The following is a 15189-nucleotide window of genomic DNA, read 5'->3' as shown; positions in this document are numbered from 1 at the left end:
AGTCCGTTCAAATCAGGAAAGCGAGTGTCTCGACCGGGCCGCTTGCGTCGATCAGATGCACGATCTTGCGAATCAACCGCGGGCCTTCTGACGACAAGCGAATGGTGTGGGCTACCCGGCCGGCCCAGAAGCGTTGACGCAGACGGTATTCGAATAGCGCGAAGTTGGATTCCACCGTGACCGTGTTGGTGCCCGTTTCCACCACCTCACTGTTGGAGACCACACGCCGCATTACCGACGGCGGTGTCTGTGAGTGCCGGTTGCCGGTGTTGAGCTGCGCCACCCGGCTCTTGATCCGTCGCCGGTTGTCATTGATGTAGGCCAGCGTGTTCCGCGGGTCGTCGTCAGGGTGCATCGGGACGCGGTACTCGACCGTGTCGTCATCGTCGGCCCACAACGCTTCCCACTCCGAGTAGCGGCCCTCGTCGGCCAGCCGCGCCTCCAGATAAAGAAACGACAGGATCTCAGGGTCCGGCAGCGGACGCAGAACCGGACGCGTCTGGGCTTCAGAGTTGACGGTCATGCTCCGGTCCTCCCGCCGACGACCGAGGCCCAGTGCGAGTAGAAACCGCGCTGGGGAGTCTCGGCGCTTTTGTCGCGGTTGATGATTCCGCTTTCGTCGGTCACATCGCCGTCGACACCGCGGGCCAGCACCAGCCACTCGGGCAGCTCGGCGGCGAGCCCGGCCTGGTTGCGCATGCCGATCTCTCCGTCGTCCGCGATCAAGAAGCCGGCCGGACCCATCGCCCCCTCGGAACGGCGCAGCGTGCGCTCGTTCAACGCGTCCTGGCCGGGTATGAGGACCGCGGTGGTATAGGCGACGGTGCGGTCGGGGGCCTGCGGTTCGACGAACATTACGTTCATCTCGGCCAGGAACAGGTTGGGCCAGATCAGTGTGTGCGGCGGACCCACCACCAAAGCGTCGTGCGCTTGCTCGGGACCGTACGCACCTTCCAGTGCGTCGACGTAGCCGGCCAGCTTGGCCCGCGGGATCCGGCCGTACCAGACGAATTCCTCATCGAGTTTTCGGTATTCGTCGCTGTAGTCGATCTCGGAATGGCCATTGCCGAGATCGCGGACCAGCACGTCGACCTTGGTCGGGACGTGCGACACCTTGGCGGGCTTGATCGCGTCGTACACCGAGGCGTGCGTGAACAGTGCGTGGTAGCCGTCAACGTTGTTCTCCACCACCATCTTCCAGTTGGCGTGGTGCAGGTGCTTCATCCAATTGGCCCGCAGGTCGATCTCGCGGGTGGGGGACAGGTTCAGCAGGCGATCGATGGCGCGTGTTGCCTTACCAAGGTGCTCTTGTAGCGAGATGCCCTCGGGCGCCAGCGACGCGAAGACGAATCCGCCGTAGCTGTCCACCCGGGGCGCCTGGGCGAGACCCAGCTCGGCGCGCACTTTGTTGAACTCCTCGCCGTAACCCTCACGCATCGGAACACCCTGCAGCGCACCCGTATTGCCAAACGTCCAGCCGTGATACGGGCACCGGAACGAGTTGGCGTTGCCCTTCTCGGCGTTGCACAGCTTGTTGGCACGGTGGGTGCAGCGATTGAGCACCACCCGAACCACGCCGTCCCTGCCGCGCACCACGACAACCGGGTCATGGCCGATCATCCGGGTGAGGTAGTCACCCGGCTCGCTGACCTCGCTCTCATGCGCCACATAGACCCAGCCGGTCTTGAAGATGCTGTCCATTTCACGGCGGAAGATCTCGGCGGACGTGTACACCGTCCCGTGCACCCGGTCGCGGCGTATGACAGTGTCGACGTCGAATTCGTCTACAGCAGCGTTGGATTCGACTGTCGTCATTGATCCTCCAGAATGTCGATGGCCGGGATGGCGACGTCGCCCAGTCGGCGGAAGCCGATGCGCACCGCTGTGCCGATGGGCGGTGCGGTGTCCGCGGGTTGCACGGTGGTCATCACCATCCGGTGCCCGCTTGCCAGCTCGACGTCGACGATGGGGTACGGCGCCCCGCCGCGCACCAGGCCGGGCTCACAGCGATGCATAAGTGTCGCCGCGTGTACAGTGCCGTGTAGATCGACTGTGCGCCAATCATTTTCGGTGTTTCCGCAGCCGTCGCAGACTTCCTGATCGAGCTCGAGCGGCAGGGCGCAGGCCGCGCAGAACGGTAATGCGAGCTCATTGCGCGCGGCCGCTCGGTACAGCGGCGCCAGCACGTCGTCGTCGGCGGTGGGTGCCAGCGCGCTGTCCAGCAACCAGTCCTCGACCGCCGTGGCGGTCATGCGGCGCGCTCCAGCACCAAGGCGGCGTGGTGGTCCATCCGGCCGCCGATACCGCCGACCAGTGCGACCGTCGCCCCGGCAACCTGACGTTGCCCGCCGGCGCCACGCAGCTGAATCATCGCCTCCGCCAACGGCGTCATACCCTGCAGGTAGAAACCGGACAGCTGGCCACCACCGGTGTTGGTCGGCAGCGTGCCGCCCGGCCCGGTGTGGCCGTCGCGCACGAATGCACCCGCCGGAACGTCACCGGTGAGCCGGTATTCGTCGAGCAGCGCCAGCGTGACGATCGAGAACGGGTCGTACAGTTCGGCGACGTGCAGGTCTGATCGGGCCATGCCGGCTTGGTCGAGGGCGTCCTGTACCGCGCGGCCACCGCCCCCGAACCACGACTCGGCTCCCGCGCGGCGGCGCCGCACCGGGTGTTCGCGCCCGGCTCCGCGAACCCGCAGTCGGGTGACGCCGACCGAGGGCCGCCCGGTGAGCACGACGGCGACCGCCCCGTTCACCGGCCGGGCGCAGTCCAGCAGCCGAAGTGGTTCGGCGATCATCGGGGAAGAGTCATAGTCGGCGTCGTCGAGCGGCTCTCGGTTCACCGCATCGGGGTTGCCGCGCGCCCATGCCCTGGCCGTGGTGGCGACGGAGCGCAACGCTTTGGCAGGGGTGCCTGAGACGTGCAGCCAGCGCTGGGTCATCAGCGCATACGTCGGCACCGAGCCAAGCAGCCCGGAGGCGCGCTCCAGGCCGCGCACCCCGACGTTGCCGCCACTGTGTGCGTAGGTCGAGCCGGCACCGCGGCCGGCCACCAGGGGTGCGTCAGCGAAGACGCACAGTATGGTCGACGCCTCGCCCGCGACGATCGCGTGGCGCGCGCGCTGGATCATGGCGATCGTCGTGGCGCCCTTGATCTCGACGTGCTCCAGCAGGCGTAGGTCCGAGAAGCCAGCCGCGGCGGCGAAGCCGACGCCCAGCCGGTCCGGCCGGACGCCCTGCGACGAGCCGACCAGGATCCCGTCGATGTCGGCATGCCCGAGTCCGGCGTCGGCCAGCGCGGCGGCGCTCGCCTTGACGGCCAGTTCTAGGGGCGTCGCGCCGGGACGCAGCGACATAGGGGTCATGCCCAGGCCGACCAGGTCGGCGTCGGCGGCGCTCACGGCCGCTCCGTTGGCCGGCGTTCGCCGCGGTAGTTGCCTACCCTGATCCACTCCTCGCGGTCTTCGGCGGTGGCCAAGGTGAAGCTGGCCAACTCCAAGGGGCACAGGAAGACCTGCTCGCCGCCCTCCAGGTCCTCAACGAGCAGGCGGGGGCCGTTGCCGTTGACGTCCAGCGACAACCGCACGGCCGCGAACTCGTTGACCAGGTCGGCGAGGACGCGGCGTCCGGCCGGAGTATTCACCTGCCCAGTATTACCGCATACAAGTGTCAGAATCAATGGAGGAAGAAGGAATGACGGCTGGCGGATCACGTCCGGGTCGAGCGCTGTAGGCCGTTCTCCACATGGGAACATAGAGCTTGTGCGACGATGAGAAGAATGGATGCTGATGTCAGCGATAGATGACATGTATGTCAGATACGGAAGATTCGAGAAGGTGAGATGAGCCAAGCACAAGCTCCGGCCGCTGCGGTCGATGTGAGCCGAGTCGACACGCAGAACTACCGCAGCATCTGGATGTATCTCAAGGAGCTCGAGTTCCGGCAGGGGTTCGTCGATGTCCCGGTCAAGGGAGTCCCTGTCCGGACCCGTTACGCCGAGGCGGGCGGGCCGGACAAGCCGCACGCCATCCTGCTGCACGGCACCGGCGGGCATTGGGAGACGTTCGCGCCCAACCTCGCCGCACTGTCACAGCACTTCCACTGCGTGGCGATCGACATGGTCGGCAATGGGTTCTCCGGCAAGCCGGACTACGACTACGAGATCGCGATTTACGTCGAACACGTGCTGGGGGTGATGGACCACTTCGGCATGACGTCAGCCAACTTCATTGCAATGTCGCTGGGCGCGTTCGTCGCGTCCGCGATCTCCGTCGGCCACGCCGACCGAGTCGACAAGGTGATCCTGATGTCGCCGGCCGGGCGGGAAGCGTCGGCGGCGAACATGGCGCGCATTCGGGCGGAACGGACCAAGGCGGTCAACGAGCCGACGTGGGAATCCCTACACGCCGTGTTCGCCCACCTGATCGCCGACGAGGCTAATCGCCTGCCCGATCTCATCGGTTTGCGTCAGGCCGTGTATCGGCGCGAGGACACCCGGAACACCATCGACCGGCTGCTGATCCTGCAGGACGAGAAGGTGCGCCACCGCAACCTGATTCCCGACGACAAGTGGCGCGGCATCGAGGCGCCGGTGATGATCGTGGCGTCGGGCAAGGATCACGGCGTGTACCAGGACACCGCTCGTACGATCGCGAACCTGATTCCGAACTCAGAGGTTTTCGAGATGCCCTCGGTGCGGCATTGGCCGCATTTCGAGGATCCGGAGGCGTTCAACGCCGCGGCGATCGAGTTCCTCACCAGATGACCAGACCCGCCGAGGACGAGCTCGCCGACATTGCCCGGCGGCTGTACGAGGCCGAGCAGAACCGCACGCCGATCCGGCAGTTGTCGCTGGACTATCCCGACATGACCATCGAGGACGCCTACGCGGTGCAGCGGGCACTCGTCGCGCTGAAAGTCGCCGACGGGCGAGAAGTCAAGGGCCGCAAGATTGGTCTGACCTCGAAGGTGATGCAGCGGGCGGTGTCGATCGACGAACCGGATTACGGTGCGCTGTTCGACGACATGTTCATCGAGGATGGCGGCCGCGTCCCGCTGGGCCGGTACATCCGTCCGCGCGTCGAGGTCGAGTTGGCTTTCGTGCTGGGCGAGCGGCTATCCGGCCCGGGGGTCACGTTGTTCGACGTGCTGCGGGCCACCGAGTTCGTGACTCCTGCACTGGAGATCCTCGACGCCAGGGTGCAGATGTCGGACCCCGAAACCGGCCATCTGCGCACCATCGTCGACACCATCGCCGACAACGCCGCGGACGCCGGCCTGGTCCTGGGCGGCCGGGTATTCCGCCCCTTGGACGTCGATCTGCGCTGGGTGGCGGCCCTGCTGCTGCGCAACGGCACCATCGAGGAGTCCGGGGTGGCGGCCGCGGTGCTCAACCATCCCGGCAATGGTGTGGCCTGGCTAGCCAATCGGCTTGCCCCACATGGTGTTTCCCTTGAGCGCGGCGAGGTCATCCTGTCCGGATCGTTCACCAAGCCGGTGTTCGCCGAACCGGGGGACAGCTTTGTCGCCGACTATGGACCGCTGGGCACGGTCTCGGTGACGTTCGATTCGGGGGCATCGTGACCAACCGGTGGACGCAGCGCATCAGCGATGGCGACCCGCGGATCGGCATGTGGGTGGCCTCGGGCAGCGGGTATGTCACCGAGATCTGCGCGGGGTCCGGAATCGACTGGCTGCTGTTGGACCAGGAGCATGCGCCCAACGATCCGCGCACGACGCTCGAACAGTTGCAGGTGTTGGCGGGCTACCCGGACGTCGACGTGCTGGTGCGTCCGCCGTCTGCCGATCCCGTGTTCATCAAGCAACTGCTCGACATCGGCGCGCAGAACATCATCGTTCCGATGATCGATGGCCCCGGTGAGGCAGTCGCGGCGGTTTCCGCCACCCGGTACCCGCCCGAGGGGATTCGCGGGGTGGGCAGCGCGTTGGCGCGGGCGTCGCGTTGGAACCGCATTTCTGACTACCTTGTCACCGCAGATGCAACGGTGTCGTTGACCGTCCAAGTGGAAAGTGCGGCCGGTCTGACCCAGCTCGGCGAGATCGCCGACGTCGATGGTGTGGACGCCATCTTCATCGGTCCGGCCGACCTGGCGGCCTCAATGGGCAAACTTGGGCAGCCGGAGCATCCCGAGATCGTGAGCACCATAGAGGCTGCGTTAGCGACTATCGTGGACCACGGCAAGCGCGCCGGTGTGAATGCGTTCAGCGAGCCGTTGGCACGCCGCTACATGATGGCCGGCGCGAGCTTCGTGCTAGTAGGAGCGGACGTCGCATTGCTGGCTCGCGGTGCCGAACAACTGGCCGCGAGGTATCGAGGTCAATGACTGACGCATTGTTTCTGACTATCGTGTCACCTAGAATTCCGGACCATGGATCTCGACTTCACGCCTGACCAGCTCGAGTTCCGCGACCAGGTCCGCACGTGGCTCGACGAGAACAAGCCGACCGAACAAAGGCCGCGCGACGATGCGGGTATCCGGGAATACGACCTCGCGTGGCAGCGCACGCAATGGGAAGGCGGCTGGGCCGGCATCGCCTGGCCGACAGAATACGGCGGCAAGGGGCTGACGCTGCTTCAGCAGTTGATCTGGTACGAGGAGTATGCCGCGCGGGGGTTCCCTGGGATCGATGCATGCTTCGTCGGTAACTCGCACGCCGGGCCGACCCTGATCACCAGGGCAACCGATGAGCAGAAGTCGTTCCACTTGCCGAAAATCCTTGGCGGTGAGGTGATTTGGTGTCAGGGCTTCTCCGAGCCCGACGCCGGGTCGGATCTGGCGGCGTTGCGCACCAAGGCGGTGATCGACGGCGAGCACCTGGTGGTGTCGGGGCAGAAGCTGTGGACGAGCTTCGCCACCGTCGCCGACTACCAGGAACTGCTGGTGCGCACCGACAACACCGGCAGCAAGCACAAGGGCATCACCTGGGTGATTTGCGACATGAGCACTTCAGGGATCGACGTCCGCCCGATCGAGACCATCGAGGGCGGCTCGGAATTCTGCGAAGTGTTCTATGACGACGTGCGCATTCCGCTGAGCAACGTGGTCGGCGAGGTGGGCGAAGGTTGGTCGGTCGCGATGGCGACGCTGTCCTTTGAGCGTGGCACCGCGTTCACCGCCAACCAGGTGCGGCTGGCGAAGATCATCGAGGACCTCATCGACTACGCCCGCGACCACGTCGGGCCGGACGGCCGCAGGCCCGCCATCGCCGATGACGACATCGCGCGACGGCTGGCGAGGGCTCGCGCCTCGGTGGCGTCACTGCGGGCGCTCACCTACACCAACATTTGCGAGGCCTTGAAGACCGAGACACCCGGCCCGCGGGGTTCGATCGTCAAGTTGATGTACGCCGAATTGGCCAAGGAGATCGGCAGATTGGCGATGGACATCGTCGGTCCGGCCTCAGTCCGGTATTCGTCGCGCTGGGACGTCGACGGCTGGGTCGGTTACTACTACTACAGCTTCTCCCAAGCCATCGGGGGCGGAACGTCGGAGATCCAACGCAACATCGTCGGCGAGCGCGTGTTGGGGCTGCCCCGATGAATACCGTGAGGAGACGGCCATGAACCTGCTGCCCGGAGCTGAGCAGCTTGAAATCATCACGGCGGCAGGGGAATTCCTCGCTGAGAGGATGCCTGTCGAGCGGATCCGTGCTAATCGGCACGCGGAAGCGCCGATTCCCGGGTCGGTATGGCGAGAATGCGCCGAGTTGGGCCTTTTGACTCTCGGGCTCGACGAGGAGTTCGGCGGATCGGGCCGGCCGCTGGACGACGAAGCGCTGCTGTTCGTCGAACTCGGCAAGCGGCTCGCGCCCGGGCCGTTCCTGGCGGGCACGTTGGGTGCCCGGGTAGCCGCCCGATCTGGCGACGACGCGCTGGCCCAGCGGATCGGCTCCGGGGTGGCGGTGGTGGCCCTCGCGGTACTGCGTGGCGACGGCGACGTGCGGCCAGCGCGGCCCATTAAAGGGACCTTCGATTTGTTCGAGCCGGCGGGTGCCTCGCACGCCCTGCTGGTGGCCCGCAGCGGTGCCGCTCTGCTCGACATCGATTCCTTCGGGCCGCTGACATCCGTGGCCGCAGCCGACCCGGGTACTCGGATATCTTCGGCCACAGTCGAATCCGCCGAGCCGGTGTATTGGCTGCCGGTTGAGGACGAATGGATCTGGGGCCGCGCCATGGTGCTCGCGGCGGGCTATCTGGCCGGGCTGGCCGCGGGCGCGGCCGGTTTGGCGACCGAACACGCCAAGACGCGTGAGCAGTTCGGCAAACCGATCGGGGTCCACCAGGCGATCAAGCACGCCTGCGTCGATATGGAGATCGCGGCCGAGGCCACGCAGGCGCAGACGTTCTTCGCCGCAATCGCGGTGGCGAGTGGCCGCGCCGACGCCCTGCTGCAGGTGCTGTCGGCCGCAACGGTGGCCGGCTCGGCGGCCGTCGACAATGCCGCAGCAGGCATCCACGTGTTCGGTGGGATGGGTTACACGTTCGAGAACGACATGCACCTATACCTGAAGCGTGCGCACGTGTTTCGGCATCTGTTCGGCGAGCCCACCGACGTGCTGGCCGAGTTGCTGGCCCAGGACCGCGCCCAGTGAGCGGCACCGTTGCGATCGCCGGTGTCGCCCTGTCCGACGTCGGCCGAGTCGACGACAAGGGCCCCTACGAGCTGATCGCGCAGGCCAGCCGCCGCGCCTTGGCTGATGCCGGGCTGACGCCCGATGACGTCGATGGGTTGGCCTCTACCGGTCAGGGCACACTGCCCCCGGTCGATGTCGGCGAGTATCTGGGGCTGCGGCCCCGCTGGATCGACTCCACCGCGGTCGGGGGAGCGTCGTGGGAGGTGATGGCCGCCCACGCGGCCGACGCGATCGCCGCCGGGCATGCCGACGTGGTGTTGCTGACCTACGGCTCGACTGCCCGCTCTGATCTTCGAAAGGGGTTGCGGGGGGCCAACATCAATTGGGGCGCGCGCGGACCACTGCAGTGGGAGGCGCCCTACGGCCACACCCTAATCTCCAAGTACGCCATGGCCGCACGGCGGCACATGTTCACTTACGGCACCACGATCGAGCAGCTGGCCGAGGTCGCTGTGTCCGCGCGGTTCAACGCGGCCGACAATCCCGAGGCCTACTACCGCGATCCGATCACCGTCGACGATGTGCTCGGCGGACCAATGATCGCCGACCCTTTCACCAAGCTGCACTGCTGCATTCGCAGCGATGGCGGGGCGGCGGCCGTCCTCGTCAACGCGGAACGCGCAAAGGATCTGCGGAGTAAGCCGGTGTGGGTGCTCGGCTCGGGCGAGACCACCTCGCACATGCTCACCTCGCAGTGGGACGACCTCACCGTCGGCCCGGCGGCGGTCAGCGGACCGCTCGCCTTTGCGCGCGCCGGGGTCTCCCCGTCCGACGTCGACGTCGCCGAGATCTACGACGCGTTCACCTATATGTTGCTACTCACCCTCGAAGACCTGGGCTTCTGCCCGAAGGGGGAGGGCGGCGGCTTTGTCGAGAAGGGCTCGTTGCGTTTGGGCGGCGAACTTCCCACCAATACCGACGGTGGCGGCCTGTCGGCATGTCACCCGGGTCAGCGGGGGTTGTTCCTCTTAGTCGAGGCGGCGCGCCAGTTGCGCGGCGAATGCGGGCCGCGGCAGGTGCCGGACGCCCGGATCGCCTGTGTCAGCGGCACCGGCGGCTGGTTCTGTTCCAGCGGCACAATGATTCTCGGCGCCGAGGAGCCGTAGGTGGCCCGTGCACCGCTGAGCGCCGACGTCAGCGACACCCGGTCGATGCTGGAGTGCGCTGCTACCGTGCACGGTGACCGTGAGGCCTACGTTGAGCCGGGAGGGCGCATCACCTTCGCGGACTGGATCGGCCGGGCCCGTGGTGTCGCTTCGCAGTTCGCCGACCTCGGGGTCGGCAAGGGCGACGTAATCGTGCTGTGGCTGCCGTCGGGCATCGACTATGCGACGTGTTATGCCGCCGCGGCGATGCTCGGCGCCATCACCGCGGGTCTGAACCCCCGACTCGGTCGTCGAGAGATCGAATCTGTTCTGCAACAAGCTGATCCCGCGTTGATCGTCGCCGATGAACGGCTTGGAGCGCTACCCGATACCGGGCACCGGCTGTTGTCGCGGGATGCGCTGTGCAGCGACACGTCGTCATCGGCACCACCTGCCGTGGAGCTCAACCGTCGGGACCTGGTTGCGTTGATCTTCACCAGTGGCACGACTGGGATGCCGAAGGGCGCGGCATTCGATGCCGACCGACTGGCGGCGGGCGCGGCAGCATCAGGGGTGATGAGCGCGCCCTACGACCGGCGCCTCACATCGACACCGTTCTCCCACGCCGGCTACATGTTCAAGCTCTGGGATCAGTTGGTGTGGGGCAGCACGCTGGTGGTGCCGCCGACTCCGTGGTCGGCCCAGGGCATGTTCGACATCCTGCGCGACGAGCGGGTCACCGTGGCGGGTGCGGTTCCGACCCAGTGGGCCAAGCTGCTCGATGTCGATGGCGTGAGCCGGCAGGCGTTGTCGCACTTACGGATCGGGGTGGTCGCCACGGCGCCGGCGCCGCCCGAGTTGATACGTCGGGTCGCCGAGCGGATCGGGGTTCCGCTGGTGGTGCGGTATGCGATGACCGAGTGCCCGACTATTTGCGGCACCGAACCGAACGACGCCCCCGAGATTCAGTTCCGCACGGTCGGGCGGCCGGCCGCCGGAATGGAGGTCCGCGTCGGGCCCGACGGCGGTGTCGAGGTACGCGGTCCCTGCGTGATGCGCGGCTATTGGTGCAACCCGGAACTCACCGAAGAGGTGCTGCGCGACGGCTGGCTGCGCACCGGCGACATCGGCGCCCTCGGTGCCGACGGGAATCTCACCCTGGTTGGGCGCAGCGGCGACATGTACATCCGCGGCGGCTACAACGTGCATCCCGGTGAGGTGGAGCGTGTGCTCGCCGGTCACGCGGGTGTGAAAAATGCTGCCGTAGTGGGGTGCTCGGCCCCGGTTATCGGGGAGATCGGCGTCGCGTGCGTGGTGCCGGCTGACGCCGCTAGGCCCCCGGGGCTGGCCGAGTTGCGCACTTATGTGGCGGACGAGCTGGCCGATTACAAGGCGCCCGACGAATTGCTGATCGTCGACGAGTTACCGCTGACAGCGATGCTCAAGCCGGACCGGCTTGCCCTACGGGAGCTGATCAGATTGCACGACAAAGACATTCAACGTCGACGACCGACGGAACAAGAGAGTCATGGCTGATCCGGGCGCAACTCGATGAACAGGCCCTCGGCTTCCGCGCATAGTGTGTCCCCGTGGGTGAGCTCCGCGCGCAGCAGCCTCTTGCGTCCCTGTTCGCTGACGAACCAGGCGCGCACCACGAGTTCTTCGCCGACGGGTGTGATGGACCGGAAATCGGTGTGCAGATATGCGGTTCGCGCAGGCGCACGGCCGCCGCTACTGGCCAGCCGGCCGAGCACCTCATCGAATAACAGGGGGATGGCCCCGCCGTGGACGGCTCCGCCTCCACCGAGAAAGTAGCGGCCGAACGTGACGGTGCCCTCTACCTTCTCCGGGTCGCCCGCGATCGGAATAAAGCTGGGGGCCATGGTTTGTCCGCGGCCGGGCAGATCGAGTCGGCGAGCGAAGATCTGCCTGCGCTCGGGGACGGCGGCTGGGGCCAACCGGTCGGTCCAGTCCTTGAGGTCCTTCGTCAGCGCCACGGTTGTCGCCCTATCCGGGGCTGCGGCGGCCACGTCGTCGAGGAAATCGCGCAGCGCCGCGATCATGTCGCCGTATTCGGCGCCCCCGCCCGGGCTCCGTACCGTCGGCTCCTGCCAGGTACGCATCGGCGGGAACCCGCCCCGTGACTCCGCTTCATGGGTCTCCGTCATCTCGCAAGACTAATACATTGACATTAATATTGATCGCTGCGATGCTGACGTGACGTGTGCCACTTCACGTCTTCACGAGATCCGCCCGCAGGCGCTAGGGAGCGAACATGCCGAAAGTCGGTTCAGCGTCGGACGGTCCGCTGGCCGGCCTCGTGGTGGTCGACCTGTCGACGACGCTGCCCGGCGCGCAGGCAACGCAGTTCCTCGCCGACTGCGGCGCCGGGGTGATCATGGTCGAGCCCCCCGACGGCAGTCCGCTGCGCGAGCTCGCCGGCTGGCCGGCGCTGCTGCGCGGCAAGCGCAGCGTGACTTTGGACCTGCACGACGACGCAGACCTCGACCGGTTGCGGGCACTGTTGCGGCGCGCCGACGTGATGGTGAACACGCTGCGGCCGCACACCGCCGAGCGCCTCGGCCTCACTGCCGAGTCGCTCTCGCGCCGGTATCCGCGGTTGGTGGTCGCCAACGTCACCGGCTGGGGCTCGCCGGGGCCGTTCCGCAACTATAAGGGCTGGGAAGCGCTGGTCATGGCCAAGACCGGCGTCATGCACGAGAAGCGCGGACTCGCGCCGCGTCCGGGCCCGGCGTTCACCACGTTCACCTATGCCTCGTGGGGCGCCGCCCATGCCGCTGTTCAGGGTGTGCTGGCCGCGCTCCTCGAGCGGGAGAGCAGTGGGCGTGGCCAAACCGTCGAGACCAACTTGGTGAGCGGCATGGGTTCGATGGATCCCTACAACTGGTTCTACGAGATGGTGCTGCAACGGTATCCGGGCGCATTCGAACCGATGGACGCCGCATACGACGATCAGGGTCGGCCCCAGGCGTACCTCATTTACGCACTGCTGGTGTGTCCGACGAAGGACGGCCGCTGGCTGCAGTTCGCTCAGGTGTCGCCCAAGCTGATCGGCGCCTGGCTGACCGAACTCGACCTGCTCGGGGAGCTCGCCGACCCGAAGTGGCAGGGCTTTCCGATGCTGCCGACCCCCGAACTTCGCACCGAGTGGTGGGACATCATGATCGAACGGGTCGGCGCCCGCACGCTCGCCGAATGGCAGCAGGCCATGGCGGAAAACCTCGACCTGAGCGGGGAACTGTTCCGGAGTCCCGAGGACTCGCTGAACCACCCGCAGACCGCGCACGAAGGGCGCGCCACCACCGTCATCGACCCCGATCTCGGACCCGTACGACAGCCGTCGACCCTTATTCATGCAGACGGCAAGCCGCTGACCCGGCTTCGGCCGGCCCCGCGCATCGGCGAGCACAACGACTCAGTCACCTTCGATCAAGTAGGCGGCGCCGCCCCGCCCGCTCCGCAGGGAGACCACGACGAGCCGCCGCTGAAGGGTGTGACGGTCCTGGAGTTCGGCAGCATGTTCGCCGGACCGTACGGCGCGACCCTGCTGGCCGACCTGGGCGCCCGCGTGATCAAGGTCGAGCCGCTCGACGGCGACAACATCCGCAACCTGGTCGCGTTCCCCGAGGCGGGTGGCGCAAAAGTGCTGCAGGGCAAGGAAAGTGTCGCGATCGACTTCACCAAGCCCGAGGGCCTCGAGCTGGTGTACGAGCTGGCCAAGCGGTCCGACGTCGTCCTGCAATGCTTCCGGGGCAAAGCGGCAGAACGCTCGAAGATCGACGAGGCCTCGCTGCGGGCGGTCAACCCGGACCTGGCGTTCGTGACGACCTCCGGTTACGGAGTCGACGGGCCGTTCGCCCATCGCGCGGCCTACGCACCATCGGTCGGCGCGGCGTCCGGCCTGGCGCAGGTCGACAGCCACGACACGGGCGAGCCGCCCGCCGACCTGGATGACTTGCACCGCCGGGCGGTCAGACTCCACGCGGGCGGGGCCGTCCCAGCCGTGCAGTCCGACGGCATCGCGGCACACGGTGTCGGTTCGGCGCTGCTGGTCGCGTTGTACGCCAAGCGCCGTGGCAAGATGCTGACGAACGTGGTCACGACCATGCTCGCCACCGCGCAGCAGGCGATGATCGCGTACAACGCGAGCTATGCGTCCCGACCCGCCGAAACGCCCGCGGACGAACAGTTTTTCGGTATGAATGCTCTGTATCGGATGTACCCGGCGGCCGACGGTTATGTCTTTCTTGCCGCGCCGTTGCCGCGCGAATGGCCGGCATTGGCGAAAGCGATGTCGCCGTACGTCGACTTGCACGCCGACGAGCGCTTTGCCGATGCCGACTCCCGAACCCAGCATGATGACGAGTTAATCGCTGCACTAACAACGGTTTTCGTGACTAAGACCAAGCTGGAGTGGGAGCACGAATTGTCCGCTCAAGACGTTGGTTGTGTCGAGGTGGTGGAGGCCAACTCCGAATTGGTGCTGCAGACCGATCCGTATTACGAGGCAGGCTATGCAGTCGACGCGCACAGCCCGATCTTCGAGGAGCACCGTCGGCTCGCGCCGCTGTGCACCTTCTCGCGATCACGGACACGGGCTGATGCGGGATGCACTATCGGGCAGCACACCGATGCGGTATTGCGCGAAATCGGGTTGGACGAAGCGGCGATCGCCGCCCTGAGAGCCAGCGAGGTCGTCGGCGGTAGCTGAGCCTTCAGGTCTCGTCGCGCTCAGCGATCAGCGCGCGGGTCTCGTAAGACACCGGCGCGGTGAGCATTCCGACCCAGGTGTCCACGTAGTTGTGCAGCTGCGCTTCGCTGAGTCCATGGCCCGAACGGCCTGCCGCAGCAAGGACGTTGATCAGGCTGATGTAGAGCTGAAACGTCCGGCCGCGCCGGATCCGCTCGGGCAGATCCTGCAACGCGGCGTCGACCAGCTCTTCCAGCTTCTCCTGGGTCCACTCATCATCGAGGTGATCCGGCCAGTAGTCGCTGCGCGCCCGCGGATCCTCCATGAGCCGAGCCAGGAACGGCGCGAACATCTCGCCCGCGGCGATGCTGTTGGCCAGCGGTCGCACCAGGAGCCACACCACGGCGCGGGGGTCCGCCTCCTTGCCTTGCTCGCGCATCCGCGCGAGCATCTCTTGGCGGTCGATTCCGAGTGACGCCTGGCGGTAGGCGATCAGCGCGCGGATCAGTCCCTCGCGGGAGCCGAAGTGGTAGCGGATCACCGAGGTGTTGGACTGTCCGGCCGCCTGTTGGATTTCCCTGAGCGTGACCGCCTCGATGCCGCGCGTGGCGAACAGCCGCTCGGCGACCTCCATCAACATCACCCGGGTCGACTCACCCGATGCGTTGCGCCTCCGCTCGCCCGCGGGTGACTCCGTTCCCAGCTCCGGCATGGGCCTCCTCCAGTTCGCCTCAGT

General features: G+C 66.6%; 15 protein-coding genes. 8 read left to right on the top strand and 7 right to left on the bottom strand.

Going from position 1 to position 15189, the window contains the following annotated elements; translation table 11 throughout:
- Nucleotides 1–7 precede the first annotated feature (7 nt).
- The 5 genes from AC5Y5O_RS20150 to AC5Y5O_RS20130 are packed head-to-tail and all read right to left on the bottom strand — an operon-like array spanning nucleotide 8 to nucleotide 3645.
- Nucleotides 8–523, bottom strand: a complete 516-nt coding sequence (locus AC5Y5O_RS20150; protein WP_036473799.1) for an aromatic-ring-hydroxylating dioxygenase subunit beta — start codon at nucleotides 521–523, stop codon at nucleotides 8–10.
- Nucleotides 520–1815, bottom strand: coding sequence for an aromatic ring-hydroxylating oxygenase subunit alpha (locus AC5Y5O_RS20145; RefSeq protein WP_176234842.1), 1296 nt, complete (start codon nucleotides 1813–1815; stop codon nucleotides 520–522). Before AC5Y5O_RS20145 ends, AC5Y5O_RS20150 begins: the two co-directional genes overlap by 4 nt.
- Nucleotides 1812–2252: a Zn-ribbon domain-containing OB-fold protein gene (locus tag AC5Y5O_RS20140; RefSeq protein WP_036473801.1), complete on the bottom strand. Its 441-nt coding sequence runs from the start codon at nucleotides 2250–2252 to the stop codon at nucleotides 1812–1814. Before AC5Y5O_RS20140 ends, AC5Y5O_RS20145 begins: the two co-directional genes overlap by 4 nt.
- Nucleotides 2249–3367 carry a thiolase family protein gene (locus tag AC5Y5O_RS20135; RefSeq protein WP_036474152.1) on the bottom strand — a complete coding sequence of 373 codons (1119 nt, stop codon included), beginning with the start codon at nucleotides 3365–3367 and terminating at the stop codon, nucleotides 2249–2251. Before AC5Y5O_RS20135 ends, AC5Y5O_RS20140 begins: the two co-directional genes overlap by 4 nt.
- A gap of 32 nt (nucleotides 3368–3399) precedes the next feature.
- Nucleotides 3400–3645, bottom strand: a complete 246-nt coding sequence (locus AC5Y5O_RS20130; protein WP_036473804.1) for a hypothetical protein — start codon at nucleotides 3643–3645, stop codon at nucleotides 3400–3402.
- 198 nt (nucleotides 3646–3843) lie between these two features.
- Here AC5Y5O_RS20130 and AC5Y5O_RS20125 point away from each other — a divergent pair, with 198 nt between their 5' ends.
- Genes AC5Y5O_RS20125 through AC5Y5O_RS20095 form a run of 7 tightly spaced genes read left to right on the top strand, consistent with a single transcriptional unit; the run spans nucleotide 3844 to nucleotide 11278 of the window.
- Complete coding sequence (locus AC5Y5O_RS20125; protein ID WP_036473806.1) at nucleotides 3844–4767, top strand: alpha/beta fold hydrolase; 924 nt, start codon at nucleotides 3844–3846, stop codon at nucleotides 4765–4767.
- On the top strand, nucleotides 4764–5585 hold the full coding sequence (hpaH, locus tag AC5Y5O_RS20120; RefSeq protein ID WP_036473808.1) for a 2-oxo-hept-4-ene-1,7-dioate hydratase: 822 nt from the start codon (nucleotides 4764–4766) through the stop codon (nucleotides 5583–5585). Before AC5Y5O_RS20125 ends, hpaH begins: the two co-directional genes overlap by 4 nt.
- A complete protein-coding gene (locus AC5Y5O_RS20115) occupies nucleotides 5582–6346 on the top strand; it encodes an aldolase/citrate lyase family protein (protein ID WP_500027014.1) in 765 nt (254 codons plus the stop codon). The genes hpaH and AC5Y5O_RS20115 overlap by 4 nt, the downstream gene beginning before the upstream one ends.
- A 45-nt stretch (nucleotides 6347–6391) precedes the next feature.
- Nucleotides 6392–7564: an acyl-CoA dehydrogenase family protein gene (locus AC5Y5O_RS20110; RefSeq protein ID WP_036473813.1), complete on the top strand. Its 1173-nt coding sequence runs from the start codon at nucleotides 6392–6394 to the stop codon at nucleotides 7562–7564.
- A gap of 19 nt (nucleotides 7565–7583) precedes the next feature.
- Nucleotides 7584–8615 carry an acyl-CoA dehydrogenase family protein gene (locus tag AC5Y5O_RS20105; RefSeq protein WP_036473815.1) on the top strand — a complete coding sequence of 344 codons (1032 nt, stop codon included), beginning with the start codon at nucleotides 7584–7586 and terminating at the stop codon, nucleotides 8613–8615.
- Nucleotides 8612–9763: an acetyl-CoA acetyltransferase gene (locus AC5Y5O_RS20100; RefSeq protein WP_036473816.1), complete on the top strand. Its 1152-nt coding sequence runs from the start codon at nucleotides 8612–8614 to the stop codon at nucleotides 9761–9763. Before AC5Y5O_RS20105 ends, AC5Y5O_RS20100 begins: the two co-directional genes overlap by 4 nt.
- Complete coding sequence (locus AC5Y5O_RS20095) at nucleotides 9764–11278, top strand: class I adenylate-forming enzyme family protein (protein WP_036473818.1); 1515 nt, start codon at nucleotides 9764–9766, stop codon at nucleotides 11276–11278.
- Here the strand turns inward: AC5Y5O_RS20095 and AC5Y5O_RS20090 are convergent.
- The gene (locus AC5Y5O_RS20090; RefSeq protein WP_036474155.1) at nucleotides 11269–11805 is read right to left on the bottom strand and encodes a hotdog domain-containing protein; all 537 of its coding nucleotides are present in this window, start codon (nucleotides 11803–11805) and stop codon (nucleotides 11269–11271) included. The two genes, AC5Y5O_RS20095 and AC5Y5O_RS20090, sit on opposite strands and share 10 nt — an antisense overlap.
- A 212-nt stretch (nucleotides 11806–12017) precedes the next feature.
- Here AC5Y5O_RS20090 and AC5Y5O_RS20085 point away from each other — a divergent pair, with 212 nt between their 5' ends.
- The gene (locus AC5Y5O_RS20085) at nucleotides 12018–14474 is read left to right on the top strand and encodes a CaiB/BaiF CoA-transferase family protein (RefSeq protein ID WP_036473820.1); all 2457 of its coding nucleotides are present in this window, start codon (nucleotides 12018–12020) and stop codon (nucleotides 14472–14474) included.
- Between the two features lie 4 nt (nucleotides 14475–14478).
- Here AC5Y5O_RS20085 and AC5Y5O_RS20080 read toward each other — a convergent pair whose 3' ends face one another.
- On the bottom strand, nucleotides 14479–15165 hold the full coding sequence (locus AC5Y5O_RS20080; protein ID WP_036473822.1) for a TetR/AcrR family transcriptional regulator: 687 nt from the start codon (nucleotides 15163–15165) through the stop codon (nucleotides 14479–14481).
- Nucleotides 15166–15189: the final 24 nt, after the last annotated feature.

It is taken from the genome of Mycobacterium sp. NGS40 (assembly GCF_059812735.1).
The sequence above is the reverse complement of the archived record's forward strand: the minus strand, read 5'-3'. Positions and strand labels throughout refer to the sequence as shown.